The sequence below is a fragment of the Sanguibacter sp. Leaf3 genome, assembly GCF_001425965.1.
Lineage (GTDB): Bacteria > Actinomycetota > Actinomycetes > Actinomycetales > Cellulomonadaceae > Sanguibacter > Sanguibacter inulinus.
On the sequence record NZ_LMRH01000004.1, the window covers coordinates 230,557 to 256,075 of the forward strand.

General features: G+C 71.4%; 25 protein-coding genes. 14 read left to right on the plus strand and 11 right to left on the minus strand.

All coding sequences use genetic code 11. The features are described from left to right. Positions 1-5 precede the first annotated feature (5 nt). A complete protein-coding gene (locus tag ASG53_RS18500) occupies positions 6-452 on the minus strand; it encodes a metallopeptidase family protein (RefSeq protein ID WP_228087551.1) in 447 nt (148 codons plus the stop codon). Positions 453-682: 230 nt separating this feature from the next. Here ASG53_RS18500 and ASG53_RS18505 point away from each other — a divergent pair, with 230 nt between their 5' ends. The 7 genes from ASG53_RS18505 to ASG53_RS18535 all read left to right on the plus strand — a co-directional run bounded on the left by ASG53_RS18505 (position 683) and on the right by ASG53_RS18535 (position 5,419). Then, positions 683-1,039 carry a DUF3499 domain-containing protein gene (locus ASG53_RS18505; RefSeq protein WP_056136819.1) on the plus strand — a complete coding sequence of 119 codons (357 nt, stop codon included), beginning with the start codon at positions 683-685 and terminating at the stop codon, positions 1,037-1,039. A 6-nt stretch (positions 1,040-1,045) separates the two neighbouring features. Further along, positions 1,046-1,321, plus strand: a complete 276-nt coding sequence (locus ASG53_RS18510) for a hypothetical protein (protein ID WP_056136821.1) — start codon at positions 1,046-1,048, stop codon at positions 1,319-1,321. A gap of 11 nt (positions 1,322-1,332) precedes the next feature. Further along, positions 1,333-2,925, plus strand: coding sequence for a phosphomannomutase/phosphoglucomutase (locus ASG53_RS18515; RefSeq protein ID WP_056137146.1), 1,593 nt, complete (start codon positions 1,333-1,335; stop codon positions 2,923-2,925). Continuing rightward, positions 2,922-3,152: a Trm112 family protein gene (locus ASG53_RS18520; RefSeq protein ID WP_056136823.1), complete on the plus strand. Its 231-nt coding sequence runs from the start codon at positions 2,922-2,924 to the stop codon at positions 3,150-3,152. The genes ASG53_RS18515 and ASG53_RS18520 overlap by 4 nt, the downstream gene beginning before the upstream one ends. A gap of 3 nt (positions 3,153-3,155) precedes the next feature. After that, entirely contained in the window at positions 3,156-3,974 is an 819-nt protein-coding gene (locus ASG53_RS18525; protein ID WP_056136825.1) for an SDR family NAD(P)-dependent oxidoreductase, read from the plus strand. A gap of 158 nt (positions 3,975-4,132) precedes the next feature. Further along, positions 4,133-4,348, plus strand: coding sequence for a DUF2945 domain-containing protein (locus ASG53_RS18530; protein WP_056137147.1), 216 nt, complete (start codon positions 4,133-4,135; stop codon positions 4,346-4,348). 126 nt (positions 4,349-4,474) lie between these two features. Further along, a complete protein-coding gene (locus tag ASG53_RS18535; RefSeq protein WP_056136828.1) occupies positions 4,475-5,419 on the plus strand; it encodes a cation diffusion facilitator family transporter in 945 nt (314 codons plus the stop codon). Positions 5,420-5,708: 289 nt separating this feature from the next. On the opposite strand, the gene ASG53_RS18540 is transcribed toward ASG53_RS18535, so the two are convergent. The 3 genes from ASG53_RS18540 to ASG53_RS18550 all read right to left on the minus strand — a co-directional run bounded on the left by ASG53_RS18540 (position 5,709) and on the right by ASG53_RS18550 (position 8,956). Further along, the gene (locus ASG53_RS18540) at positions 5,709-6,629 is read right to left on the minus strand and encodes a glycine betaine ABC transporter substrate-binding protein (protein ID WP_056136830.1); all 921 of its coding nucleotides are present in this window, start codon (positions 6,627-6,629) and stop codon (positions 5,709-5,711) included. A gap of 114 nt (positions 6,630-6,743) precedes the next feature. Continuing rightward, complete coding sequence (locus ASG53_RS18545) at positions 6,744-7,628, minus strand: ABC transporter permease (RefSeq protein WP_056136832.1); 885 nt, start codon at positions 7,626-7,628, stop codon at positions 6,744-6,746. Further along, on the minus strand, positions 7,625-8,956 hold the full coding sequence (locus ASG53_RS18550) for a quaternary amine ABC transporter ATP-binding protein (RefSeq protein WP_056137150.1): 1,332 nt from the start codon (positions 8,954-8,956) through the stop codon (positions 7,625-7,627). Before ASG53_RS18550 ends, ASG53_RS18545 begins: the two co-directional genes overlap by 4 nt. 810 nt (positions 8,957-9,766) lie before the next feature. On the opposite strand from ASG53_RS18550, the gene ahcY reads away from it, so the two are divergent. The 4 genes from ahcY to ASG53_RS18570 all read left to right on the plus strand — a co-directional run bounded on the left by ahcY (position 9,767) and on the right by ASG53_RS18570 (position 14,935). Continuing rightward, positions 9,767-11,287 (plus strand): adenosylhomocysteinase, encoded by a 1,521-nt coding sequence (gene ahcY / locus ASG53_RS18555; protein ID WP_056136835.1) that lies wholly within the window; start codon positions 9,767-9,769, stop codon positions 11,285-11,287. 109 nt (positions 11,288-11,396) lie between these two features. Then, positions 11,397-12,758, plus strand: a complete 1,362-nt coding sequence (locus ASG53_RS18560; protein WP_235534000.1) for a sensor histidine kinase — start codon at positions 11,397-11,399, stop codon at positions 12,756-12,758. 70 nt (positions 12,759-12,828) lie between these two features. Further along, a complete protein-coding gene (locus tag ASG53_RS18565) occupies positions 12,829-13,485 on the plus strand; it encodes a response regulator transcription factor (RefSeq protein WP_056136836.1) in 657 nt (218 codons plus the stop codon). A gap of 184 nt (positions 13,486-13,669) precedes the next feature. Beyond that, positions 13,670-14,935, plus strand: a complete 1,266-nt coding sequence (locus ASG53_RS18570; protein WP_056136838.1) for an acyltransferase family protein — start codon at positions 13,670-13,672, stop codon at positions 14,933-14,935. A gap of 139 nt (positions 14,936-15,074) precedes the next feature. Here ASG53_RS18570 and ASG53_RS18575 read toward each other — a convergent pair whose 3' ends face one another. After that, entirely contained in the window at positions 15,075-15,893 is an 819-nt protein-coding gene (locus ASG53_RS18575; RefSeq protein ID WP_056137154.1) for an RDD family protein, read from the minus strand. A 75-nt stretch (positions 15,894-15,968) separates the two neighbouring features. On the opposite strand from ASG53_RS18575, the gene ASG53_RS18580 reads away from it, so the two are divergent. Continuing rightward, positions 15,969-16,958: a stage II sporulation protein M gene (locus ASG53_RS18580; protein WP_056136840.1), complete on the plus strand. Its 990-nt coding sequence runs from the start codon at positions 15,969-15,971 to the stop codon at positions 16,956-16,958. 122 nt (positions 16,959-17,080) lie between these two features. Here the strand turns inward: ASG53_RS18580 and ASG53_RS20530 are convergent, their stop codons facing one another. The 6 genes from ASG53_RS20530 to ASG53_RS20535 all read right to left on the minus strand — a co-directional run bounded on the left by ASG53_RS20530 (position 17,081) and on the right by ASG53_RS20535 (position 22,867). Further along, positions 17,081-17,203, minus strand: coding sequence for a hypothetical protein (locus ASG53_RS20530; protein ID WP_257152708.1), 123 nt, complete (start codon positions 17,201-17,203; stop codon positions 17,081-17,083). After that, a complete protein-coding gene (locus ASG53_RS18585; RefSeq protein ID WP_056136842.1) occupies positions 17,204-18,496 on the minus strand; it encodes a DUF58 domain-containing protein in 1,293 nt (430 codons plus the stop codon). It lies immediately after the preceding gene. Positions 18,497-18,499: 3 nt separating this feature from the next. Further along, positions 18,500-19,492 (minus strand): AAA family ATPase, encoded by a 993-nt coding sequence (locus ASG53_RS18590; protein WP_056136845.1) that lies wholly within the window; start codon positions 19,490-19,492, stop codon positions 18,500-18,502. 71 nt (positions 19,493-19,563) lie between these two features. Then, positions 19,564-20,772 carry a DUF4350 domain-containing protein gene (locus ASG53_RS18595; protein ID WP_056136847.1) on the minus strand — a complete coding sequence of 403 codons (1,209 nt, stop codon included), beginning with the start codon at positions 20,770-20,772 and terminating at the stop codon, positions 19,564-19,566. Between the two features lie 95 nt (positions 20,773-20,867). Beyond that, entirely contained in the window at positions 20,868-21,515 is a 648-nt protein-coding gene (locus ASG53_RS18600; protein ID WP_056136849.1) for a DUF4129 domain-containing protein, read from the minus strand. Next, positions 21,515-22,867 carry a hypothetical protein gene (locus tag ASG53_RS20535; protein WP_156382891.1) on the minus strand — a complete coding sequence of 451 codons (1,353 nt, stop codon included), beginning with the start codon at positions 22,865-22,867 and terminating at the stop codon, positions 21,515-21,517. Before ASG53_RS20535 ends, ASG53_RS18600 begins: the two co-directional genes overlap by 1 nt. Before the next feature lie 117 nt (positions 22,868-22,984). On the opposite strand from ASG53_RS20535, the gene mtrA reads away from it, so the two are divergent. Together mtrA and mtrB are read left to right on the plus strand one after the other, a co-directional pair. Next, a complete protein-coding gene (mtrA, locus tag ASG53_RS18610; protein WP_056136853.1) occupies positions 22,985-23,668 on the plus strand; it encodes an MtrAB system response regulator MtrA in 684 nt (227 codons plus the stop codon). 29 nt (positions 23,669-23,697) lie between these two features. Further along, positions 23,698-25,458 (plus strand): MtrAB system histidine kinase MtrB, encoded by a 1,761-nt coding sequence (gene mtrB, locus ASG53_RS18615; protein ID WP_082544223.1) that lies wholly within the window; start codon positions 23,698-23,700, stop codon positions 25,456-25,458. Positions 25,459-25,519 lie beyond the last annotated feature (61 nt).

Sequence of the window (25,519 nt, forward strand, 5' to 3'; positions counted from 1 at the left end):
TGCGCTCAGCCGGGCTCGCGGAAGTGCGGGTCGATCTCCTCAGGGCTGCGGGCCAGCATGTGCGCGACCTGCTCGACGACCACGTCGCGCACCAGGTCGGCGAGGTCGGCCGCGTCGACTGCCCGTGACTCGACGGGGCGCCTGTACACGAGGATGCGTCCGGGCTGCCCGGACTCGGCCGGGAAGTAGCGGCCCATCGGCACGCCGCCGTGCTCCCACGGCGCCGGGTCGGAGGGCGGGACGTCCTCGACGGCGAACTCGGTCCCGGTGAGCTCTCGGCCCCACGACGCCTCGAGGCGCTGGACCGTGGCGAGCACGTGCTCGTCGAAGCGCTCGGCGCGGGTGCGGTGCGCGGGGACGGACATCGGCAGGAGAGGGCCGCGCATGCCACGACCGCGACGGTCACGACGGCTGCCCCGGACGGTCGGGTCGGACGGGACGAGATCACGCATGCTGCCCAGCCTAGCCCTCGGGTCCGCCCGGGCCGGCAGACGGACGACCGCAGCCTGCCTGTGGACCGACCCGCGGGTGGCGACGTCCGCGCGGCGCCCCGGACCGGAGGTCGGTTCTCGGCGACGCCGTCCGTCCGAGCGGGTGAAGGTGGCCCCCTCGACGGTGTCAGGGCCGTCACGTCCGGCGTGGGACGCATGGCGCAGCGGTGGTGGGAGGTACCGTCTGCGGTGTGATCTCCGTACGCCAATGCTCCCGAACCGCCTGCGCGCGACCCGCAGTGGCGACGCTCACCTATGTGTACTCGGACTCGACGGCTGTCCTCGGGCCGCTCGCGCACATGGCGGAGCCGCACAGCTACGACCTCTGCGAGACGCACTCGGAGCGTCTGACGGCGCCGCGCGGCTGGGAGGTCGTGCGCCTCGCGCCCGCCTACGTCGACCAGGGTCCGACCCCCGACGACCTCGTCGCCCTCGCCGAGGCTGTCCGTGAGGCCGGCCGGCCCAAGCACCTGGCCGACCCTGAGCCCGTCCAGACGGGCGAGGTCGCGCGACGCGGGCACCTGCGCATCCTGCGCGGCGAAGGCTGACCAGCCGTGGTTGACACCGGTGGTGCGGCCGCGCCGCGGCGGCGCCGCAAGGCTCCGGCGCCAGACGTCCCGCTCGGCTCGCTGAGCCAGCCGCGCACAGCCGCGCCCGGGCCGACCTCGTGCCCCGGCTGCGCCTCGTCTTCGCTCACCCGCCTGTCGGTCAGCGGCTCAGGGGTCCCCGCGGTGTTCCTCTCCTGCCACGACTGCGAGCGCACGGGCTGGTACGCAGCCGCCGACGGCCGCCCCCTCGACAGGGACTCCGTGCTGGGGAGCGACACGTAGGATTGGTGCTCATGGAACCCCGTGACTCCACTCTCGCGTCTGACGGCCCGGCTCCGGTCGACCTCTCGGACCTCATCAAGTCCTACGACGTGCGCGGTGTGGTGCCCGAGCCCTTCAGCCCGGCGGTGGCCGAGGCCATCGGCGCGGCCTTCGCGACAGTCGTCGTGATCCCCGACGCGGGCGACGCGGCTGACGCGACGCCGAGCGAGTCTGTCCTGGGCACTGCGGCTGCCACGGGCACGCGCCGCCGTCCGACGGTCGCCGTCGGTCACGACATGCGCGACTCTGGTCCTGAGCTCGTCGAGGCCTTCTCGCGCGGTCTCGTGGCCGCAGGGGTCGACGTCGTGCAGATCGGTCTGTGCTCGACCGACGGTCTGTACCACGCCTCCGGTGTGCTCGGCGTCCCGGGTGCGATGTTCACAGCCAGCCACAACCCGGCCCGCTACAACGGCATCAAGCTGTGCCGTGCGGGCGCGCGACCTGTCGGTCAGGACTCCGGTCTCGCCGAGATCAAGGTCCTCGCCGAGCAGTACCTCGGCTACGGCCTGCCCGGCCCGGCGACCGAGCTCGGCCAGACGAGCGAGCGCTCGACCCTCGGCGACTACGCGGCGTTCTTGCGCGGGCTCGTCGACATCTCCGGCATCCGCCCGCTCAAGGTCGTGGTCGACGCCGGCAACGGCATGGGTGGCTACACGGTCCCGGCGGTCCTCGAGACCGCCGCCGGGCTGCCGGCCCTGCCGCTCGAGATCGTGCCGCTGTACTTCGAGCTCGACGGGACCTTCCCGAACCACGAGGCGAACCCCCTCGACCCGAAGAACCTCGTCGACCTGCAGGCCGCCGTGGTCGAGCACGGCGCGGACCTCGGTCTTGCCTTCGACGGCGACGCCGACAGGTGCTTCGTTGTCGACGAGCAGGGCCAGGCTGTGAGCCCCTCGGCTATCACCGCGCTCGTCGGGCTGCGCGAGGTCGCCCGCGAGCTCGCGGAAGGGCGCACCCCCACGGTGATCCACAACCTCATCACGTCGCGGGCCGTGCCCGACGTGCTCTCCGCCGCCGGCGCCACGGTGGTGCGGACCCGCGTGGGCCACTCCTTCATCAAGGCGAAGATGGCCGAGCACGACGCCGTCTTCGGCGGCGAGCACAGCGCGCACTACTACTTCCGCGACTTCTTCTTCGCCGACACCGGCATGCTCGCCGCCCTGCACGTCCTCGCGGCGCTCGGCGAGCAGCCGCACCCGCTCTCCGACCTCGCCCTCGCCTACGAGCCGTACTCGGCCAGCGGGGAGATCAACTCCTCGGTCGACGACGTCGCGGCGGCGCGGGAGCGCGTCGTCCAGGCCTACGTCACCGAGGAGGGCGCCGGGCCTGTCACGGTCGACGAGCTCGACGGCCTCACGGTCACGCACTGGGACGAGCGTCCCCGCTGGTGGTTCAGCCTGCGTGCCTCGAACACCGAGCCGCTGCTGCGCCTCAACGTCGAGGCCGAGGACGAAGACATCATGGAGAAGGTCCGCGACGACGTGCTCTCGCTCGTCCGCGCGGCAGACTCCGCAGGCTCGACGACGACCGCACAGCAGGACGAGACGGACGAGGTGACGGCATGAGCACGCAGCAGCCCGGCGCGCAGGCGGCAGGCACGGGGAGCCCCTTCCCGATCGACCCGTGGGTGCGCGAGATCTTGCGCTGCCCGGTGAGCGGGGCGACCCTCGTCGACGGCGTCGGCCCTGACGGCTCGCCCGAGCTCCACTCGACGGCCGAGCACGAGCCGCTCGCCTACCCGGTCCGCGAGGGCATCCCGGTGCTGCTCGTCGACGACGCGCGCAGGCTCTAGGCCGTGCCGAAGACCATCGTCGTCACCGGTGCCAGCGACGGGATCGGTGCCGCTGCGGCGCGCCGGCTCGCCGCCTCGGGGGAGCGGGTGGTCGTCGTGGGCCGCTCGCCCGAGCGCACCCGCGCCGTCGCCGACGAGATCGGCGCCGACCACCACCTCGCCGACTTCGCCGACCTCTCCCAGGTCCGCCGGCTGGCCGGCGACCTGCTGGAGGCGTACCCGCAGATCGAGGTGCTCGCCAACAACGCCGGCGGGATCATGGGGGCCCGTCAGACGACCGTCGACGGGTACGAGAAGACCTTCCAGGTGAACCACCTCGCGCCCTTCCTGCTGACGCAGCTGCTCCTGCCCTCGCTCGTCGCAGGCAGGGCCACCGTGATCCAGACCGCGAGCATCGCGGCCCGGGTCTTCGCGAAGTTCGACATCGGCGACCTGCAGGGCGAGCATGCGTACTCCCCGCAGGCGGCCTACGGCAACGGCAAGCTCGCGAACATCCTCTTCACCTCCGAGCTGCAGAGACGCTACGGCGACCAGGGGATCTCGGCCGTGGCCTTCCACCCGGGTGTCGTCGCGACGAGCTTCGCGAGCGACACGACGCACCTCATGCGGTTCCTGTACCACACGCCGCTCAAGCGACTCTTCACCATCAAGCCCGACAAGGCTGCCGACGAGCTCGTCTGGCTCGCGGAGGGGACACCTGGCGTCACCTTCACCCCCGGGGCCTACTACGAGTCGAAGGAGATCGCGAAGAACGTCAACCCGCTCTCGCTCGACGCGGACCTCGCCGCGCGGCTCTGGGAGGAGTCCGAGGCGCTGGTCTGACGACGCTGCGCGCGGGGGTGGACGTCAGCCCCCGCGCTGCGGGGCGGCTGCCCTCGCGCTGCAGGTCGGCGACCGCCGTGGTCGACTGGTCCGAGACCGACGCGACGCGCCGGCGCGGACCGACGAGGACCGACGAGGACCAGCGAGGGGACGAGCACATGGCCGAGCCGTTGAAGGTCGGAGACCGGGTGTCGTGGGGCACCCCTCAGGGGCGGACCCAGGGGAAGGTCGTCGAGCGCAAGACCGCCGACTTCCAGCTGGCCGGTCAGAAGTTCACCGCCTCGCAGGACGAGCCCGCCTTCGTCGTCGAGTCGGAGAAGACCGGTGCGCACGCCGCACACAAGGGCGGGGCGCTGCGCAGGCTCGCGGACTGACACGCTCCTGCGCTCGGGTCGTCGACCTCTCGGCGGCAGAGTAGGTTTGACGCCGCAGCACGGCGCTGCCGCGTGAGACGGCCCAAGACGGTGGCCCCGCGCGTCGTACCAGGACGATGAGGCACGATGTCAGCACACGGTGGTTCCAAGGCGATCGTCGCGGCTCTGGCCGCGAACCTCGGTATCGCGGTCACGAAGTTCGTCGCGTACCTGCTGACGCACTCCTCCTCGATGCTCGCGGAGTCGGTCCACTCGCTCGCAGACTCGGGAAACCAGGCGCTGCTGCTCGTCGGTGGCAAGCGTGCGCGCCGCGAGGCCGACGCCCAGCACCCCTTCGGCTACGGGCGCGAGCGGTACATCTACGCCTTCATCGTCTCGATCGTGCTGTTCAGCCTCGGTGGCCTCTTCGCTCTCTACGAGGCGTACCACAAGTTCTCCGACCCTCACGGGATCGACTCCTGGCACTGGGTGCCCGTCGTCGTGCTGGTCGCTGCGATCGGCATGGAGGGGTTCTCCTTCCGGACCGCTGTCCACGAGTCGAACCTCGTGCGGGGCAAGCAGACGTGGAGCCAGTTCATCCGCACCGCGAAGGCCCCCGAGCTCCCCGTCGTCCTGCTCGAGGACTTCGGCGCGCTCGTCGGCCTCGTGCTCGCCCTCGGTGGTGTCGGGATGACCCTGGTGACCGGTGACGGTCGCTACGACGCTGCCGGGACTGCCTGCATCGGTGTGCTGCTCGTGCTCATCGCCGTGGTGCTCGCCCTCGAGACCAAGTCGCTCCTGCTCGGGGAGTCCGCCTCGAAGGACGCCGTCGCGGCGATCGAGAAGGCGCTCGTGGGACCTGGCGTGCCGTCGGTGATCCACCTCAAGACGCTCCACCTCGGCCCTGAAGAGCTGCTGGTCGCCGCGAAGATCGAGGTCGACACGACCGAGAGCGCGAGCGAGGTCGCCGACGCGATCGACGAGGCCGAGTCACGCGTGCGTGCAGCGGTCCCGGGACTGACGATGCGCATCTACCTCGAGCCCGACCTCCGCGACGCCGCCGGCACGCTGCGCGGGACCACGGCTCCCTGACAGCTCTCTGAGCAGCCTCCGCTGACTCGGTCCCGGTTCAACCCCGCGGAGGACCGCGAGGTCGCACTGACGCCCACGAGGTCGCATGGTCTCCCGCGAGGTCGTACGGACACGCCGGAAGATCGCCTCGGGCGGCCTGATCTGGCGTGTCTGTACGACCTCGCTGTACGGAGGACGACCTGGGTGCCAGACCGCACGAGAGAACGCACGAGGCCGGTCTCCCCACCAGGGGAGACCGGCCTCGTGCGTTCAGGACGGGTGCTCAGCGCACCTGTCCGTCAGGTGGTGCTCAGGCCTCGGCTGCGGCCTTGAGGTCGTCGACGAAGGTCGGGTTCTGCTCGAGCCACTCCTTGGCGGAGGCGTCCGGGTCAGAGCCGTTGTTCTCGTTGAACATGATGTTCTCGAGCGAGAACAGCTGCTCGTCGGTCAGCTTGAAGGCGCCGATCCACGATGCTGCGGTCGGGTAGTCCTTGGCGAAGTCCTCGCGGCCGACCGAGTTGATCTCCTCGGCCTCACCGAGCAGGCCCTTCGGGTCCTCGAGGTCGCGGACGGGGTACGCGTCGTAGGCCCAGTGCGGACGCCACAGCGTCACGGCGATGTCTTCGCCCGCGTCGGTCGCGCCCTTGAGCTCGGCGAGCATCGCGGGGGTGGACGAGACGATGAACTCCATGTCCTCGAGGCCGTAGCCCGGGATCACGTCGTCCTGCGTCACACGGGTCAGGCCAGCGCCCGACTCGATGCCGACGATGCGGTTGCCCACGGTGTCGGCCTGCGCGGCGAGCTCGTCGAGCGAGGTGATGGGGGAGTCCTCGTTGACGGCGATGGTGAGCTTCGCGTCGTCGTACCAGACGCCCAGCATCTCCATCTTGTCGCCGTACTGCTTCAGGTAGTCCTCATGCGTGTTCGGCAGCCACATGTCGAAGTTCACGTCGAAGTCGCCACCGGTGAGCCCGGTGTAGACGACGCCGGCCTCGGCCTCGGTCGTGTCGACGGTGTAGCCCTCGTCCTCGAGCATGACCTTGAACAGGTGCGAGACGGCGATGCCCTCGTCCCAGCCTGTGTGGACACCGATCGAGATGGTCTCGAGGTCTCCGTTGTCCAGACGCGGGGCGTCGGAGGCGTCGCTGTCAGAGGAGCAGGCGGCGAGGCCGAGGGCGACGGCCAGCGAGCCGGCGACGAGTGCTGTGCGGTGCGTAGAGCGGTTGAACATGGTTCCTTCCTGGAGGCAGCAGCCCTGGTGGCCGCTGCCGCGGGGTTGGTAGGTGGTGCAGACGCAGCGCCGAGGCCGTCGGTGACGACAGCCCCGGAGCCGCGGACGGGTGTGTCAGACCGCGGCGGCCTTGAGGGCCTTGGCCACGGGGGCGCGGTCGGCGAGGGCCGAGGTGATGCGGTCGAGGAACATCGCGAGGATGACCACGGAGAGACCGGCCTCGAAGCCGAGCGAGATGTTGACGCGGTTGAGAGCGGCGACGACGTCGCCGCCGAGACCGGCGGCCCCGACCATGCCGGAGATGACCACCATCGACAGCGCGAGCATGATGACCTGGTTGATCCCGGCCATGATGGTCGGCAGCGCGAGGGGCAGCTGGATCTGGCGCATGATGCGTCCCTCGGTCGCACCGAAGGCGTGCCCGGCCTCGACGACCTCACGGTCGACCTGACGGATGCCCAGCTCGGTGAAGCGGACGCCCGGGGCGAGCGCGAAGATCACGGTCGCGATGATGCCGGGGACCACGCCGACGCGGAAGATGATGACCGTCGGGATGAGGTACACGAAGGCCGGCATGGTCTGCATGAAGTCGAGCACCGGGCGCAGCACGCGCGAGACCGCGTCGTTGCGCGCGGCCCAGATACCCAGCGGGATGCCGATCACCAGGGCGATGACGCTCGCCAGGATGACGAGCGCGAGGGTGTCCATCGCGTTGCTCCACTGGTCCATCACGTCGATGACCGCGAAGCCGACGAGGGCTCCCAGGCCCAGCCTCCAGCCCTTGGCCCAGAAGGCGAGGGCGGCGAGCACGAGGGCGATGACCCAGAACGGTGGCGCGCTGAGCACGAGGTCGATCTGGTCGTAGCACCAGACGACGACGTCCTTGACGAGGTCGAAGAGCCAGGCGAAGGTCGAGGTGATCCACGAGACTGCCGTGTCCACCCAGTCGCCGAAGGGGATGCGGGGGAGACCCGACTGGGTCTCTGCGGCGGTGATCACGGGCGTTCTCCTGTCGTCTGCTCGGACGGGTCGGCGGGCACGGGCGCTGCGGCGACCGCGTCAGCGGCCCCGGCGCTCGTCGGTGCCTGCTCGACCGCGGCGGACGCGACGGTGTCGTCGTCCGCGCTGCCCTGCGTGCGGGTCTCGTCGGTCGTCTCCTCGAGGTGCTGAGGCACCATGGCCTCGAGCAGCACCACGCGCGGGATGACGCCGACGAGGCGTCCCGCCGCGTCGGTGACGGGCACGGGGAGCGGCGACTCGGCCGCGGGGGCGAAGACCTCGGCGAGCGAGGTGTCCTCGGTGACAGCGGTGAGGTCGTCGCGGACGAGGCCCTCGAGCGAGGTGACACCGGCGCGCAGGGCGTCGACCACCTCGGCGTCGTAGACGACGCCGCGCAGCGTGCGCGAGCGGTCGACGACGTACGCGGCGGAGACCTGCGCCTCGCGCATCGTGCGGGAGGCCCCGCGGGGACCCGCAGACATCGGGACGACGGCACGCGGGCGGTGCATGAGCGAGGAGGCCGTGAGCACGCGGGTGCGGTCGACGTCGGCGACGAACTGCGCGACGTAGTCGTTGGCCGGGTCGGAGAGGATCTCCTCCGAGGACCCGATCTGCACGATGCGTCCGTCGCGCATGACGGCGATGCGGTCGCCGAGGAACATGGCCTCGTTGAGGTCGTGCGTGATGAAGATGATGGTCTTGCCGAGCTTGCTCTGGAGCTCGACGAGCTGTTCCTGCATCTCTCGGCGGATCAGCGGGTCGAGGGCCGAGAAGGCCTCGTCCATGAGCAGCACGTCGGTGTCGGCGGCCAGGGCACGGGCCAGGCCCACACGCTGGCGCATGCCGCCCGAGAGCTGCGAGGGCAGCTTGTCGGCCCAGTCGGTCAGGCCGACGAGGTCGAGGGCCGTGCGGGCACGCTCGAGGCGGCTGGCCTTGTCGACGCCCTGGATCTCGAGCGGGTACGCGGCGTTGTCGAGCACGGTGCGGTGCGGCAGCAGCGCGAAGTGCTGGAACACCATGCTCACGCTCTTCTGGCGGATGTCACGGAGCTTCTTGGCGCCGACGGCGTTGATGTCCTGCCCGCCGAGGCGCACAGTCCCCGACGTCGGCTTCCACAGACCGTTGAGCATGCGGATCAGCGTGGACTTGCCCGAGCCCGAGAGGCCCATGACGACGAAGATCTCGCCCTTGGCGACCTCGAAGCTCGCGTCGATCACCGCGGCGGTGCCGAGCGAGGCGACGTCGGCGCGGCTCGCGCCGGCCTTGAGCTTGCGTGCGGCCTCGCCGGAGCGGCGGCCGAAGATCTTGTAGACGTTCTCGACCTGCACCGCGGGCGTGCCCTCGGCCCCGGTGGCCGTGCCGGTGGTCTTGCTCAGCAGCGAATCCTGCACACCCTGGTCGGAGTCGCTGGGCGCGGCCTGTCCTGCCGCTGCGTCCGTGCGTCCTGCCTGGTGCGGGTCCTGCTGTGTGGTGACTCCTGGTCCTACGGTCACTGTCTCCCCGTTCGCGTGTCCTGCCGTCCGTTGCTTGGCGGCAGGGTGAGGCCTGCGTCGGCGCACCAGGACGGCACCTGGGAGGGTGCCGGGAAGGGCGTCGAGGCGAAGGCGCAGTCGAGACGAGCTCGTCGCGCCACAGCGCCGAGATCACGCGACCGGTCCGGGATGACTCCACGTCGGACGGCGGCGGCTCAAGGCGCTCGCAGGCCGATCGTGTCCTTGATCGGTCTTTTCCACCATGCCCCATGCGCTCCGTCGTGGCTAATGCTCGAGCGGTGAACGGAGGGTGGCGATACCGTTCCTTTACCCGGAAACCTGCGGCTCGTCGGCGATCTGCCGCGGATCACGATCGTTACCCGTCTGTGATCTACTCAATCGCTGCAAATCAGCGGATGTTGCCTGGGTCACAGGAATCCAGTGGCGTGGCTCACGCCTGCTGAAGTTTGCCAAGCCTTGCCCGCCAGAGGCGATCCGGTCAACGATCGGTCATCTCGCGACGCTTGTCCGCACTGTCGAGCCCGGGCGGCTCGCGAGGTCTGCGAGGTGCAGCAGCAGCCCTCCGGGCACCTGTGGACAACCCTGCTGGGAGGGTGCTCGCCGAGTAGTCTGGCGACGACCCTCACACCGAGACCTCGGAGCATCATGTCGACGCACAGCTTCAGCGAGTCCCCCGGCCAGTACAAGGTCCGCGACCTCTCCCTCGCGGAGGCGGGTCGGCACCAGATCCGCCTCGCCGAGCACGAGATGCCCGGTCTGATGGCGCTGCGCGCCGAGTACGGCGAGAGCCAGCCGCTCGCGGGCGCCCGCATCGCAGGGTCGATCCACATGACCGTGCAGACTGCCGTGCTCATCGAGACGCTCACAGCCCTCGGTGCGAAGGTGCGCTGGGCGTCCTGCAACATCTTCTCGACCCAGGACGAGGCCGCCGCCGCCGTGGTCGTCGGACCTCACGGCTCGGTCGAGGACCCGCAGGGTGTCCCGGTCTTCGCGTGGAAGGGCGAGAGCCTCGAGGAGTACTGGGAGTGCACGGAGCAGATCCTGCTCTGGCCGAGCGACTCCGTCGACGGCGTCGACGCCCCCTACGCAGGTCCCAACATGATCCTCGACGACGGCGGCGACGCCTCGCTGCTGGTGCACGACGGCCTCGCCTACGAGCGTGCCGGCGCCGTCCCGCCGGACACCCGCCCGGGGGAGCCCAACCACTCCGAGGAGACCAACGTCGTCCTCGCGCTCCTGCGCCGCGTGCTTCAGGACGACCCGCTGCGCTGGACCACGATCGCCGAGAACATCCTCGGTGTCACCGAGGAGACGACGACAGGCGTCCACAGGCTCTACCAGCTCGCCGAGTCCGGTCAGCTGCTGTTCCCGGCGATCAACGTCAACGACTCGGTCACCAAGAGCAAGTTCGACAACAAGTACGGCATCCGCCACTCCCTGCCGGACGGCATCAACCGCGCGACCGACGTGCTCATGGGTGGCAAGGTCGCCTTCGTGGCTGGCTACGGCGACGTGGGCAAGGGCGCGGCCGAGGCCTTCCGCGGCCAGGGCACGCGCGTCATCGTCTCCGAGATCGACCCGATCTGCGCCCTGCAGGCCGCGATGGACGGCTACCAGGTCGCCACGATCGAAGACGTCCTCGACGAGGCCGACTTCTTCATCACCACGACGGGCAACAAGGACGTCATCACGGCCGACCACCTGACGCGGATGAAGAACAAGGCGATCGTCGGCAACATCGGCCACTTCGACAACGAGATCGACATGGCCGGTCTCGCCCAGGTCCCCGGTGTCACGCGCACCGAGATCAAGCCGCAGGTGCACGAGTGGACCTTCACGACGGGGGAGCGTGCCGGTCGGTCGATCATCGTGCTGTCCGAGGGGCGCCTGCTCAACCTCGGCAACGCGACGGGTCACCCGTCCTTCGTCATGAGCAACTCCTTCGCCAACCAGGTGATCGGCCAGATCGAGATCTACACCAAGGCCGGGACCGACGAGGCGTACCCCGTGGCCGTGCACCGCCTGCCGAAGATCCTCGACGAGAAGGTCGCACGCCTGCACCTCGACGCCCTCGGTGTCCGCCTCACCACGCTGAGCCCGGCGCAGGCCGGCTACCTCGGCATCGACGCAGACGGCCCTTACAAGGCAGAGCACTACAGGTACTGAGCGACGTGCGAGAGAGGCACGTCCGTCGGGGCGCGCGGGGGACCTCCCCCGTGCACCTCGGCGGACGCCACCCTGGTCGGCGCGCCCGGCAGTGACGACGATGGAGAGCATGGAGACGCTGACCTACCCCTGGCGGCGCGCCCGGGAGCCTGAGCCCCTCGAGCGCGTCGGGTTCTTCAGCGGTGCCTTCAGGGCTCGCACCTGGCGTGAGCTCGCCTACCTGTTCGTGGTCACCCTGTGGTCGGTCGTCGGCTTCGTCTACGTCGTCGTGATGTTCGCGCTGACCGCCGGGCTCCTCGTGACGGTGGTCGGCGGGGGCGGGATCCTCGGCGCGATGATCGTGGGCGCGCGGGGCTTCGGAGCCGCCGACCGCGGGCTGGCCCGCGGGATGCTGCGCGCCGAGATCAACAACCCGCGGCCGTTCCGCCGCAAGAAGGGTCTCTGGGCCGGGATCTGGTCGATGGTCTGCGACGGCGTCGGCTGGCGCGCCGTCGCGTTCATGGTGCTCCAGCTGCCCCTCGCGATCGCCACCCTCGTGATCGCCGTCGTGTGGCTCGCCGTCCCGCTCGGTGCCGTGACCCACTGGTACTGGTCCAGGTTCCTCCCCGCCGTCCCGGACACCCGAGGTGTCCTGCACCGCGGTGCCGAGCTGCTCCCCGACTACTTCGTCGACACCACCCCGCGCCAGGTGGTCATGGCTGTCGCCGGCCTGCTGCTGTTCTTCGTCGGGGCGGCGATCGTCCGCGGCCTGGCGCACCTGCACAGGATGCTCGCCGAGGGCCTGCTCGGTCCCACGGAGGCGAGCATGCGTGTCGCGAGCCTCGAGCAGTCGCGCGGGCGTGCTGTCGAGGACGCCGACTCGACGCTGCGCCGCATCGAGCGCAACCTGCACGACGGCACCCAGGCGAGGCTCGTGGCGATCGCCATGCAGCTCGGCGAGGCGAAGGAGCAGGCCTCGGCCAGCGGGGCCTCGCGCGAGCTGACTGATCTCATCGCTGCGGCGCACGTCTCGACCAAGGAGACGCTCGTCGAGCTCCGAGAGCTGTCCCGCGGGATCCACCCGCCGGCCCTCGACAACGGTCTCGGGGTCGCCCTCGAGACCCTGGCGGCGCGCAGCCCGCTGCCCGTCCAGCTCGACGTCGACCTCCCGGGCCCGCCGGCGTCACGGCCTGCCGAGGCGATCGAGACCATCGCGTACTTCTGTGTGACGGAGCTCCTCACCAACGCGATCAAGCACGCCCAGGCCACGGCCCTGTACGTGCGGGTTGCCGTCCGGGCCCGGGCTCTGCGCCTGGAGATCCGTGACGACGGGGTCGGCGGAGCGGTGATCCTCGTCCCCGACGCCGAAGGTCACCACAGCGGGCTCGCCGGTCTGTCCGAACGGGTCGGCTCGGTCGACGGGACCTTCGTCGTCACCAGCCCGCCCGGTGGGCCTACGCTCGTCACTGTCGTGCTGCCGCTGCACGTCTGAGCAGTCCACCACCCGGACGTCCGTCCGGCCCCGTACCACCCACCCGCACCACGACCGACAGGACAGCCCCGTGCGTCTGCTCATCGCCGAAGACTCCGTCATCCTGCGCGACGGCCTCGTCGCGCTCCTCACCCGGCGCGGCCACGAGGTCGTCGGGGCGGCGGGCGACGGCGAGCAGCTCCGCGCGCTCCTCGCCGACCTCGAGCCCGAGCGCGCACCCGACGTGGTCATCATCGACATCCGGATGCCCCCGACCTTCACCGACGAGGGCCTGCACGCTGCGCTCGCGATCCGCTCGGCCGACCCGCAGCAGGGTGTGCTGCTGTTCTCGCAGTACGTCGAGACCCGGTTCGCCGCCCAGCTGCTCACTGGTGACGCCCGCGGTGTCGGCTACCTGCTCAAGGACCGTGTCGCCGACGTCTCGGACTTCATCGACGCCCTCGAGCGCATCGCCGACGGCCACACGGTCCTCGACCCCGAGGTCGTCACCCAGCTCATGGGAGCCGCGCGGGCCGACGACGGCCTCACCCGCCTGACCCCGCGGGAGAACGAGGTCCTCGAGCTGATGGCCCAGGGGCGGTCCAACACCGCGATCGCCGAGCGTCTGGTGCTCTCCTACGGGGCCGTCGAGAAGAACGTCTCGTCGATCTTCACCAAGCTCGACCTCCCGCTCGACGCCGGCGACCACCGCCGTGTCCTCGCCGTGCTGCGCCGCCTCAACGCCTGAGGGACGGACCGCACGACGGGCCCTCAGCGACGGGGGTGGGAGAACCCGACCCTGGTGGGTGGGACGGCCTCACCCCGCTGGGTGGGTCGGCCTCCGTGCGACTCGGAGGACTGTCCCATGGGCGCCGTGACCTGCGACGACAAGACTCGAAGAGCACAGTCCCCCAGCTCTCGAGGTCGTCCACATGTCCCGTCCCGCCCCCTCCACGCCGACCGTCCAGGTGCGCCTGAGTCAGACCGGTACGCACGTCTCTCGCCCGCCTGCGCAGCGTGCGTCGTCGTCCGCCGCGACACGCTCCACCATTCCCACCCCTGCGACGAGGACTGGCGCGCAGGCAGGACCGCTGGCCCGCCAGGCCCGCGACCCGCTGCTCGACCTCCTGCGTGCCGTGGGGACCGTGGCCGTGGTGATCGCCCACTGGCTCATGCCGCAGGTCGCGTGGGACGGCTCCGAGATGAGCGTCGTCAACGTCCTGGGCAGCGGACCGGGATGGGTGGTCACCTGGCTGATCCAGGTGATCCCGCTGATGTTCTTCGTCGCCGGGGCGGCGACCTTCGGGCAGGTGCGGCGCAGGCCTGCGCCATGGTCGCAGTTCATGGGTGTCCGGCTGCGGCGGCTGGTCCCGCCCGTCGCGGTCTTCGCCGGGACCTGGCTGGTGCTGCGGGCAGCACTGCCCGCCCTCGGGGTGCCTGAGGGGGCCGTCGAGGTCGCGGCGACCATCGCCCCACAGCTGCTCTGGTACCTGGGCATCTACGTGGTGCTGCTCGCCGCGTCGCACGGGCTGCTGGCCTGGTACGCCAAGACCGGGGTGGTCGGGGTCGCCGCGATCGGTGCCGCCGCCCTGGGCGTCGACGCACTGCGCTTCGGGGCCGACGTCCCCCACGTCGGGCTCGCCAACCTCTTCCTCGTGTGGGCCTTCGCGTACACGCTCGGTTTCGCCTACGCCGACGGGCGGCTCTCCTGGTCGTCCCGGGCCTGCGCGGCGCTGGCAGCGGCCGGGCTCGTCGGCCTCGTGGTCGCGGTCACCGTGGGGCCCTACCCGCTGAGCATGGTGGGCATGCCCGGCGACACCTTCTCCAACATGGGGCCGCCCACCCTGTGCCTCGTCGCGCTCACCCTCGTGCAGGTCTTCGGCGCGGTCGCGCTGAGGGGACCGCTGGTGGCGCTCGCCCAGACCCCATGGGTGGCCCGCGCTGTCGCGTGGCTGTCGGCGCGGTCCATGACCGTCTACCTCTGGCACCTCACCGCGATGTTCGTGGTGATCGGCCTGATGACCGTCGGTGCGCACGTGGATCTACCCGAGGGGTGGACCTCGTCCTGGTGGCTCACCCGGCCGGCGTGGTTCGCGGCCTGCCTGGTGGTGCTGCTCGTGCTGGTCCGCGTCTTCGAGAGGATCGAGCAGCTCGGCCAGCGGCGACCGCGCCCGGTCGTCGCCCTGGCCGCGGCATGATCGCGACGGGGACACGGTGGGGACGCTACGGGGACGACGTGGGAGCACAGCGGCGGACACGGTGGGGACAGGGCGACCACAGCAGGGGACAGCAGGGGACGCGGCGGTGACAGAGCCGGGTGCTGCAGACCGAGGTCCCTCAGCGCGCCGGGTCGGGGATCCCGTAGGGGAGCGTGCGGACGGTCTCGGCCTGCTCGGCAGCGACAGACCGTGCACGCTGGGCTGCGGCCCACTCGCGTGAGCGGCGCTCGGCGAGGACGGCCATGAGGAAGGTCTCGGGCGGGGTCCCGGGCGGCGGTCCGGGGGCGACGAGCTTCTCGACCCGCCCGGCGAGATCCTGCCCCATCCGGACCCGCGACGTCTCGTTCATCCTCTGCCCGCGGGCCAAGAACTGCCGGACCGCGAGGGCCAGGCCGTCCGGGAGGCGGCGCATGTCTGCGGAGGCCGCCCAGCCGGCGAGGGGCCGCGGCATGTAGACCACAGCCACGGTCGACCGCCCGCCGCGGATGCGGATCGCGTAGGTCCCGGCGAGCATGTCGCCGATGCGCTTGCCCTTGGTGTTCGTCAGGGACGCGACGAGCGCGACGGTCCCGAAGGTGAGCCACAGCTCCCCGACGCCCACGAGCGCCCGGATGAACGCGTGCCGCACCCGCACAGGCCCACCGTCGTCGCGGACCACCCGGATGCCCGTCGCCAGCTTGCCGAGGGACCGGCCACGGGTCAGCGTCTCGACGGTCGTGGGCACCACGACCATGACGAGCACGAGGACCGACACGAGCAGCGCGGGCGCGATGTCCTCGCCGCCGACGGCGACGCTCCCTGTCGCGAGCCACAGCAGGACGAGCAGCACCGCCCCCTGGACGGCGATGTCGAGCGCGCTGCCGAGCATCCGGGTCGCGAAGGACGCTGGACGGGCGTCGAGCACCACGCCCTCGCCGATGACGATGCCGTCGTCCACGGAGTCCTCCTGCAGGTCCGTCGGGGTGCGCACGTCGAGCGACGCACCGCACAGTTCTATGGCAGGGTATCGTCCGTGGACCTGGACGCATTCTCCGACGTGCACCGCGGCGAGTGGGAGCGGCTCAAGCAGCTGAGCGGACGCCGCCGCCTCGACGGAGCCGAGGCTGACGAGCTCGTCCGTCTGTACCAGACCGTCGCCACTCACCTGTCGACGCTGCGCTCCTCAGCGCCGGACCCCGTCCTGGTCTCCGAGCTGTCCCAGACGCTCAACCGGGCGCGCACGACCATCGCCGGGGCGCACGAGCCCGCGTGGCGAGACGTCAAGACCTTCGTCCTCGTGTCGCTGCCCGCCGCGTTCTACAGGCTCCGCTGGTGGGTCGTGGCTGTCACCCTCGCCTGCCTGCTGCTCGCCGTCGTCTCCGGTGTGTGGGTCGCGACCACGCCGCAGGGTCTGGCCGCGGTCGGGCCGCCGAGCTACCGCGAGGAGTACGTCGAGAGCGCCTTCGCCTCGTACTACGACCCGGGTGCAGGGTTCGCCGCCGTGGTGTGGACCAACAACGCGTGGATCGCCGCGCAGTGCGTCGCCTTCGGCATCACCGGGATCTGGCCTGTCTACATGCTCGTGCAGAACTTCGTCATGGTCGGTGCGATCGGCGGCATGATGGCGCACTACGGCGAGCTCGGGATGTTCCTCCAGCTCATCACGCCGCACGGGCTGCTCGAGCTCACGTCGATCCTCGTCGCCGGCGCCGCAGGTCTCAAGATCTTCTGGACGCTCGTCTCGCCCGGCCCGAGGCCCCGCGGTCGCGCCGTCGCCGAGGAAGGGCGCTCGCTGTTCACCGTGGCCGTGGGCCTCGTGGCGACCCTCGCGCTGTCAGGCCTCGTCGAGGGCTTCGTCACCGGGTCGTCGCTCGTCTGGTGGCTCAAGATCGTCATCGGGGCGCTCGCCCTCGCGGTGTTCTGGGTCTACGTGCTCGTGCTCGGCCGGCGCGCTGTCGCGCAGGGCGCGACCGGGGACCTCGACGAAGAACGTGCCGGGAGCGTCCAGCAGGTCGCGGGCTGAGACCCGTCTGGTCCTCGATCGTCTCGCACTCGGTCGGCGACCGGATCGCACCGGGTCGCCGTCTGCCGGAAGGGCCGTCGCGGCGGCCCGCGGACCGGCCCGCGCAGCCCAGCCGATGGTGCTCAGCCGAGGAGGAGGGCCAGAGCCGGTGCCGCGATCGTCAGCACGAGCGCCGCGACGATCGCGAGCGCGACGCGGCGGTTGCGGCGCTCGCGCGCCTCGGAGCTGTTGGGTGAGAGTCGCATCTAGAGCCTTCCTGCGGCCTTGAGTGAGAGGTACGTGTCGGCGAGCCGCGGGGCGAGCTCGTCGGGGAGGGCTGACACGACGTCGACGCCGCGCCGGCCCAGGACCATTGTCGCTGCTGCACGCTCGAGCTCGGTGCGCTCGGCAGCCGCGGCGTCGAAGACCTCGGCGGCCGTGGACCGCCCGGCACGCAGCTCGGCGACCGCCGGGTCGGCGACCGAGGCGAGCACCACGGTGTGGTGCGCTGTCAGCTGCTCGACCACGGGCAGCAGACCGGTCTCGATCGCAGCGGGCTCGAGGGTCGAGAGCAGCACGACGAGGGACTTCTGCGACAGGCGCTCGCGGACCAGGCCCACGAGCCCGGGCCAGTCTGTCTCGACGAGGCTCGGCTCGAGCGGTGCCATCGAGTCGGCGAGGGCTGGCAGCAGCCGGGGGCCTGCGGCTCCGGCGACCCGGGCGCGCAGCTGGCGGTCGTAGGCGACCATCTCCACCCTGTCACCCGCGCGGGAGGCGAGAGCCCCGAGCAGCAGACCCGCCTCGATGCTCGCGTCGAGCCTCGGCTGGTCGCCGATCCGGGCCGCCGAGGTGCGGGCTGTGTCGAGGACGATGAGCACCCGTCGGTCCCGCTCGGGACGCCACGTGCGCACGACCATCTCTTGCCCGCGCGCAGACGCACGCCAGTCGATCGACCTGACGTCGTCCCCGATGACGTACTCGCGCAGCGAGTCGAACTCGGTGCCCTCGCCCCGGATCTGCACGGCGGCCTGCCCGTCGAGCTCGCGCAGGCGGGCCAGACGGCTCGGCAGGTGACGGCGGGAGGCGAACTCGGGCAGCACCCGCAGCACACCGGGGACGACGATCGACGCCTGCCGTCCGGCGATGCCGAGAGGTCCGAGCGAGCGCAGCGTCACCTTGTCGGCCTGCCGGTCCCCGCGCCGGGTCGGCACGAGGGTGGTCGCGACTCGGCGCTGCTCGCCTCGGGGAAGGTCGAGGGCGTGCCGGTTCGACACGGCTCCTGCCGAGGGCTGCCACGCGTCGCGGACCACGCCGACGAACCGACGCCGGGACTCGTTGCGCAGCAGCAGCGTCGACCGTGTCTGCTCGGTGAGGCGCACGGCCCGCGGGACCGTCCGCTCGACCGACACCTCGCGCGGGGACGCGGCGAGACCTGCGTCGAGCGCGACGAGCGCGGCGACCACCACGGCCCAGAGCAGGACCGTCCCCGTGCTGCCTGTGAGCAGCACGGGGACCACCCCGAGCGCTGTGAGGGCGACGGCACGCCAGGTGAGGACCACGGGTCAGCGCGGGACAGGCACAGAGGCGAGCACCGTCGACAGGACGGTCTCGGCGCTGACGCCCTCGAGCTCGGCCTCCGGGCGCAGCTGGACCCTGTGCCGCAGGGTCGGGTGGGCGAGCGCCTTGACGTCGTCGGGCGTGACGAAGGTGCGCCCGTTGAGCCAGGCCCAGGCGCGAGACGTCGCGAGCAGGGCCGTCGCGCCACGGGGCGAGACGCCGAGGGACAGCGAGGGGGAGAACCGCGTCGCGCGGCAGACGTCGACGACGTATCCCAGGACCTCGGGCGACACCTGGACCTGCGAGACCTCGCGGCGCGCCCTCTCGAGCTCGTCGGCGGTCGCCACCGACCTGACGCCCGCGGCCCCCAGGTTGCGGGGGTCGAAGCCGGCGGCGTGCCGGGCGAGGACCTCGAGCTCCTGGTCGCGCTCGGGCAGCGGGAGCAGCACCTTGAGCAAGAACCTGTCGAGCTGCGCCTCGGGCAGCGGGTAGGTGCCCTCGTACTCGACGGGGTTCTGCGTCGCGATGACGAGGAAGGGGTCGGGCAGCGGCAGCGGCGCGCCGTCGACGCTCACCTGGCGCTCTTCCATCGCCTCGAGCAGCGACGCCTGGGTCTTGGGAGGGGTGCGGTTGATCTCGTCGGCGAGCAGCAGGTTGGTGAAGACCGGGCCCTCACGGAAGCTGAACTCGGCCGTCCGGGCGTCGTAGACGAGCGAGCCGGTGATGTCGCCGGGCATGAGGTCGGGTGTGAACTGCACACGCTTGGTGTCGAGGGCGAGGGTCGCCGCGAGCGTGCGGACCAGCAGTGTCTTCGCGACGCCTGGGACTCCCTCGAGCAGCACGTGGCCGCGGCAGAGCAGTGCGATGAGCAGGCTCGTCACGGCGGCGTCCTGGCCGACGACCCCCTTCGCGACCTCGGTTCGCACACGGCCGAGCACGGCGCGCAGGTCGTCGGAGGCTGGTGCGGTCGCCGGGGCCAGTGCCTTCTCGGTGCTCACGCTCGGCTCCTGGGATCCGTGGGGGTCTGCGGGTGGGGTGGTCTCGGATGAGGGGGGTGGGGGTGGGGTGCTCACGCGCGGTGAACCTCGCTCTCCAGCTCGTCGAGATCTGTGGCCAGGCGCGTCAGCTCGACGTCGCCTGCTGGGGGTGGTCCGTAGAGGAGTCCGAGCACCTGCTCGGAGGGTCGGGAGGTGGCGCGGCAGACGGCGTCCACGAGCGCGTCGGGGCTGCTCGACCTCGGCAGGCCCAGGCGCCGGGCGATCCTGTCGGCAGCGCCGGCCCGCAACGACGCACCGGCGTGCCCGTAGGCACGCGACCGCCTGTAGAGGCGCCCCCGTCCGAGCGTCGTCTCCGAGGAGCGCACGACGACGGGGAGGTCTTCGGTCGCGAGCGGACCGAGACGCCGCCCCTGCCACAGGGCCAGGACGATCACCACCAGCAGCAGCTGGACGGCGAGCGGCACGGCCCACGGCGGGAGCATGGCCATGACGCCCCCGGGCTCGTCGGCCGTCGTCGGGCGGTCGGGGACCAGCCAGACGAGGGTCTCCTCGTGCCCCAGCATCCGCAGGCCGAGCGCCGCGTTGCCTGCCGTCGTCACCTGGGCGTTGGTCAGGCCTGTCGCGTCGTCGAGGATGCGCACGGTGACGTCGGGGTCGTCGTCGAGCGTCGTGACGGCATAGTGCCCGGCGCCCGAGGCGTCGGTGAAGCAGACCTGCGCGTCCTGCGCGTCGTCGGCGAGCCTGAGCAGTGCACCCGCCGTCGTGACCTCACCGGCCGCGACGGCGTCGGGGTCCTCGCAGCGGGCGGGCGACGGGGTCGCGAGGTCGGGGCTGCGGGAGGCGTGGGTCACCTGGTCTGTCGCTGCGGCGAGGAGCTCGGGCCCGGGGGCGACGAGCACGACCTGGGCACCGGTGCCGGTCAGCGACCGTGCGACGTCGTCGGGCATGCCGTAGTCGTCGGCGACCAGCAGGGTCGTCCCGGGGCCGGCGAGGCCGATCGCCTCGGCGACCGACGTGGTCGGGCGGACCCTGACCCCCTGGTCGCCGAGCACCTGCGCGAGCGCCATCCCGCCGTCGGGGGAGGGGTTGTCGGCGGCGAACCTGATGGTCGACGTCGTGGGGGTCAGCGTCACGAGGACGGCCCCGGCGAGCAGCGCTGCGGCGAGCCCGGCCACGACCATCCGGGACGTCCGCCAGCGTCGACGCGCGCGGGACGCGACGGTGGTCCCGTCCCCGCGCACCGCGGCGCTCGCAGACGCGGCCGAGGTGGTCGACGACATCGACGTCGTCGTCGTGCTTGCCGGAGACACCGGAGACGGCGGAAACACCCGAGATGCCGGAGGCACGGGTGCCGGAGCCCCGGGCGTCTGGAGGCTCATGAGAGCGTCCCGACGACGGGCGTGCGCGCGGCCGGCAGCTGCGGGGAGGTCGCGGCGAGCGCGTCGTCGAGCGCGCGGATGCCGTCGTAGGTGCTGCGGTCGCTCGGGCGCCGCCCGTAGTAGACGGCGTCGAAGGTGTCGCCCGCGTGGTCGAGGGCCGACGCGTAGCCGGGGAACGGTGCCCCGAGCGCCCTGACGGCCTCGTCGGCGGTCCTGCCGGGGGTGTCGTCGAGCAGCGCGCGCTCTTCGCAGCGTCGCACGAGGGCGCGGAACGCGTCGAGCGTCGCACCGGCCAGGTCGCCGGCGCGGGCCTGCTGATCCGCGGCAGCCAGGAGGTCTGCAGCCGACCGGGTGTCGTCCTGGTCCAGGACCGGGGCCGCGGTCCGGCGGTGGTCTCGGCGCAACGGCCCGGACACGACGAGCGCGACGCCGGCGACGACGAGCACGCCGGCGACCACGAGCACCGCGCCCCAGACACCGCTGACGCCGGGCACGACAAGACCGTCGAACAACCCGGTGAACCAGCGCACGAACCTCTCGAAGAGCGTCGGGCTGTCGTGGTAGACGGGGTTGGTCAGCTCGCCGCGCAGCAGGTCGCGGGCTGTCGTCGCGTCAGGGTCGACGGGGATGCCTGCGAGGTGCATCAGGCCTCGTCGGCCGCCGCGGCCAGCTCGACGTCGAGTCCTTCGCGCCGCATCCGCACGTCGATGTAGAGCAGGGCGACCACGCTCGACAAGAAGGTCGTCGAGATGGTCGAGGCGATGATCTGCGCGACGACGGTGATCGCGACCGCGCCGAGGGGGACGGTGTCACCCGTGGGGAAGAGGATGCTGGCGATGATCTGACCGGGCGAGGCGACGAGGCCGGAGACGATCGAGGTGATGATCGACGACAGCAGGTAGATGCCGAAGAGCCTCCAGAACGATCCGCGGCTCAGCGTCCACCCCCGGGCGATCGACGTGCCGAGCCGCTGTCCCTCGAGGACGTAGGCGGCGGGGGTGAGGATGAACCTCGTCGTGAGCCACACGGCGACCACGACGATCACGATCAGCGCGACGACAGTCACGAGCAGCACGAGCCCGACGGCGTCGGCCGACGCCAGCAGGGCGATGGCGCCGATGAAGACCCCGGCCACCAGCAGGATGCCGATCGAGGGGAGCAGGGAGATCGCGACGAGCCCGACCAGCTTCGAACGGACCTGCAGCCAGAGCTCGGAGACCGTGAAGGACTTGCCGATGACCGAGCGCGAGATGGCCACGATGAGCAGCCCTGTCGTGACGATCGAGCCGAGGTACACACCGATCGTGACCAAGAGGGTCTGGGACAGCTGGCCGGCCAGGCCGTCGAGCCCGAGCTCGGAGGAGACCTGGCCCGAGCCGTCGTCGAAGAGCGAGACGACGCCGTCGTCGAGCCACTGGTTGGCCGACGGTGCGAGGAGGTAGGAGATCAGCGCGGGGACGATGGTCGCCACGGCGGTCACGAGGGCGACCACCCCGAGCATCACCTTGGGGTTCTTGCGGATCGCCGCGAAGGCACCGTCGTAGATCTCGCCGAGGGAGAGCGGACGCAGCGGGATGATCCCGGGCTTCGCCGGACCCGGGCGCCAGCCCGGCGCGGGGAAGCCACCGTGCTGCTGCCCGCCGTACTGGGCACCGCCGTACTGCTGCGCGCCGTACTGCGGCTGCCCGCCGTGCTGCTGCCCGCTCTGCGGCGCCCCGTACCCGGGGCCCGAGGGCGGCGCGCCCGGGTACGGCTGCTGCCCAACCCCGGGCGCGGCCTGCGGCGGGCCGCCCGGTGCGTACTGCCCGTAGCGGGGCTGGCCGTAGCCGACCTGCGCGGAGGGCTGGCCCCAGCCACCGGGTGCCGGGGTCGTCGGGGAGGTGGGCTGCACGGCACCAGGCTGCGCGGGAGCAGCAGGACCGGGCTCTGGCGGCGTCCCACCGGGCGGTGCGAACGGCGCGGGCTTCTCCTCGGGCGCGTCCTCAGGGCTCGTCATCGGTGGTGCCTCTCGCTGTGCTCGCCGGACCAGAACGGGGTGCTGCTCGTGGAAGATCATCCTCCCTGCTCATCGTGCCACGCGCCGCCCACGCGGGGAGGATGGCAAGATGGCTGGATGAAGTCACGTGTGCTGGTCGTTGACGATGACACCGCGCTCGCCGAGATGATCGGGCTGGTCCTCAAGACCGAGGGATTCGACCCGGTGTTCTGTGCGGACGGCGACGCTGCGATCGGGGTCTTCCGCAGCACCTCCCCGGACCTCGTCCTGCTCGATCTCATGCTGCCGGGCAAGGACGGGACAGAGGTGTGCCGTCAGATCCGCGCCGAGTCCGGCGTGCCCGTCATCATGCTCACCGCCAAGAGCGACACCCTCGACGTGGTCCAGGGTCTCGAGTCCGGTGCTGACGACTACATCTCCAAGCCCTTCAAGCCGAAGGAGCTCGTCGCCCGGATCCGTGCGCGGCTGCGCAGGACCGACGAGCCGGCTCCCGAGCGGCTGACCATCGGCGACCTCGAGATCGACGTGACCGGTCACCGCGTGACCCGGGGCGGCACCGCGATCTCCCTGACCCCCCTCGAGTTCGACCTGCTGGTCGCCCTCGCCCGCAAGCCGTGGCAGGTGTTCTCCCGCGAGGTCCTGCTCGAGAAGGTCTGGGGCTACAGGCACGCTGCCGACACCCGCCTCGTCAACGTCCACGTGCAGCGTCTGCGGTCCAAGATCGAGCACGACCCCGAGATCCCCGAGATCGTGCTGACGGTCCGCGGCGTCGGGTACAAGGCTGGCGCCACGGCGACATGACCGGGGCGCCTCGTCCGGTCCCCCGGTCGGTGAGACGCAGCCTGCGACGTGCCGTCCGCCGGGTCCAGTGGGCCCTGCGCAGGATCGTGCGTGCCTGGCGCACGTCGATGCAGCTGCGCGTGACGTCGACAGCGATCGGCTTCGGGCTCCTCGCCGTGATGGTGCTCAGCACCTACCTCTCGGGCGCGATCCGCGACGGTCTCTTCGAGCAGCGGATCACCCAGGTCCTCACCGAGAGCGCGCGCTCGACCTCCCAGGCGCAGACGACCTTCAACACGACGACCGCCACGACCACGACGGGCGTCCAGCAGCTCGTCAACGACCTGGTCCGCCTGCTGCAGGGCGGTGGCTCGAGCGGCCGCGAGATCTTCCTCTGGCGCACCGACCCCGACAGCGCGTCCTCGGTCCTCAACAGCAGCACCGCGCCTCAGCTGAGCGGGCTCGTCACCGACGACCTGCGTGCCCAGACCGCCCAGGGCGAGGAGCAGCGCTGGCAGTCTGTCTCGATCCCCGACAGCTCGGGGACGGGGACGATCCCGGGAGTGCTCGTCGGGTCGAAGGTCGACGTCCCTGTCGCCGGGAGCTACGAGCTGTACTTCTTGTACTCCCTCGAGGCCGAGCAGGAGACCCTGAGCTTCATGCAGCGCGTGCTCGCCATCGCCGGCGCGGCCCTGGTGATCTTCCTCGCGTGCAGCACGTGGGTCGTCACCCGCCAGGTGGTCAGACCGGTGCAGCGCGCCGCGCAGGTCGCCGAGCGCCTCGCCGACGGGCACCTCGACGAGCGGCTGCTCGCCAAGGGTGAAGACGAGATCGCGACGCTGGCCCGCTCCTTCAACGAGATGGCCGAGAGCCTCCAGGACCAGATCCAGCGCCTCGACGACCTCTCGACCCTGCAGCGCCGCTTCGTCTCGGACGTCTCGCACGAGCTGCGCACCCCGCTCACCACTGTGCGCATGGCGAGCGAGCTCATCTACGAGAGCCGTGACGAGCTCGATCCCGTCCTCAAGCGGTCTGCAGAGCTGCTCCAGGCGCAGCTCGACAGGTTCGAGGACCTGCTGGCCGACCTGCTCGAGATCAGCCGCTTCGACGCCGGGGCCGCCGTCCTCGACGCCGAGGCGCTCGACCTGCGGGACGTCGTCAACGCGGCGATCGACCACGCGACCCCGCTCGCCTCGCGCAAGGACGTGTGGGTCGCGGCCTACTTCGACGAGCGGCCTGTCACGGCTGACATCGACCGCCGGCGGGTCGAGAGGGTGGTGCGCAACCTCCTGGTCAACGCGATCGAGTACGCCGAGAGCGGTCCCGTCGAGGTACGCGTCTCCTCCAACCTCACCGCCGTGGCCGTGCACGTGCGTGACTACGGGGTCGGCATGCCCAAGGACCAGGTCTCGCACGTCTTCGACAGGTTCTGGCGCGCCGACCCTGCGCGAGCGCGCACGAGCGGCGGGACAGGGCTCGGGCTCGCGATCTCACTCGAGGACGCGCTCCTGCACGGCGGGTGGCTCGAGGCGTGGGCCCGACCCGGTCTGGGCGCGGCCTTCAGACTGACCTTGCCGCGGCGGGCAGGCATCGTGCTGACCAGCTCGCCGATCGAGCTGGAGGCCGGCCAGGCGCCAGAAGACCGCGAGTCGGACCCGGAGACGCACGTCCGCCGCAGCGACGAGGCGGGACCGGCGAGCCTGCCCGACATCGCCCACCTGCCCGGGCACGACGACCACGAGCCTGACGGCGACGAGGGTGCAGGTCCAGGTGCCGTCGGACCCGTCCACGAGCTCGGAGGGCCACGATGAGCCGACGAGAGCACCAGTCCATACCCGGTAGCGGTGGCACATCGCGGCCCGGACGTGCCCG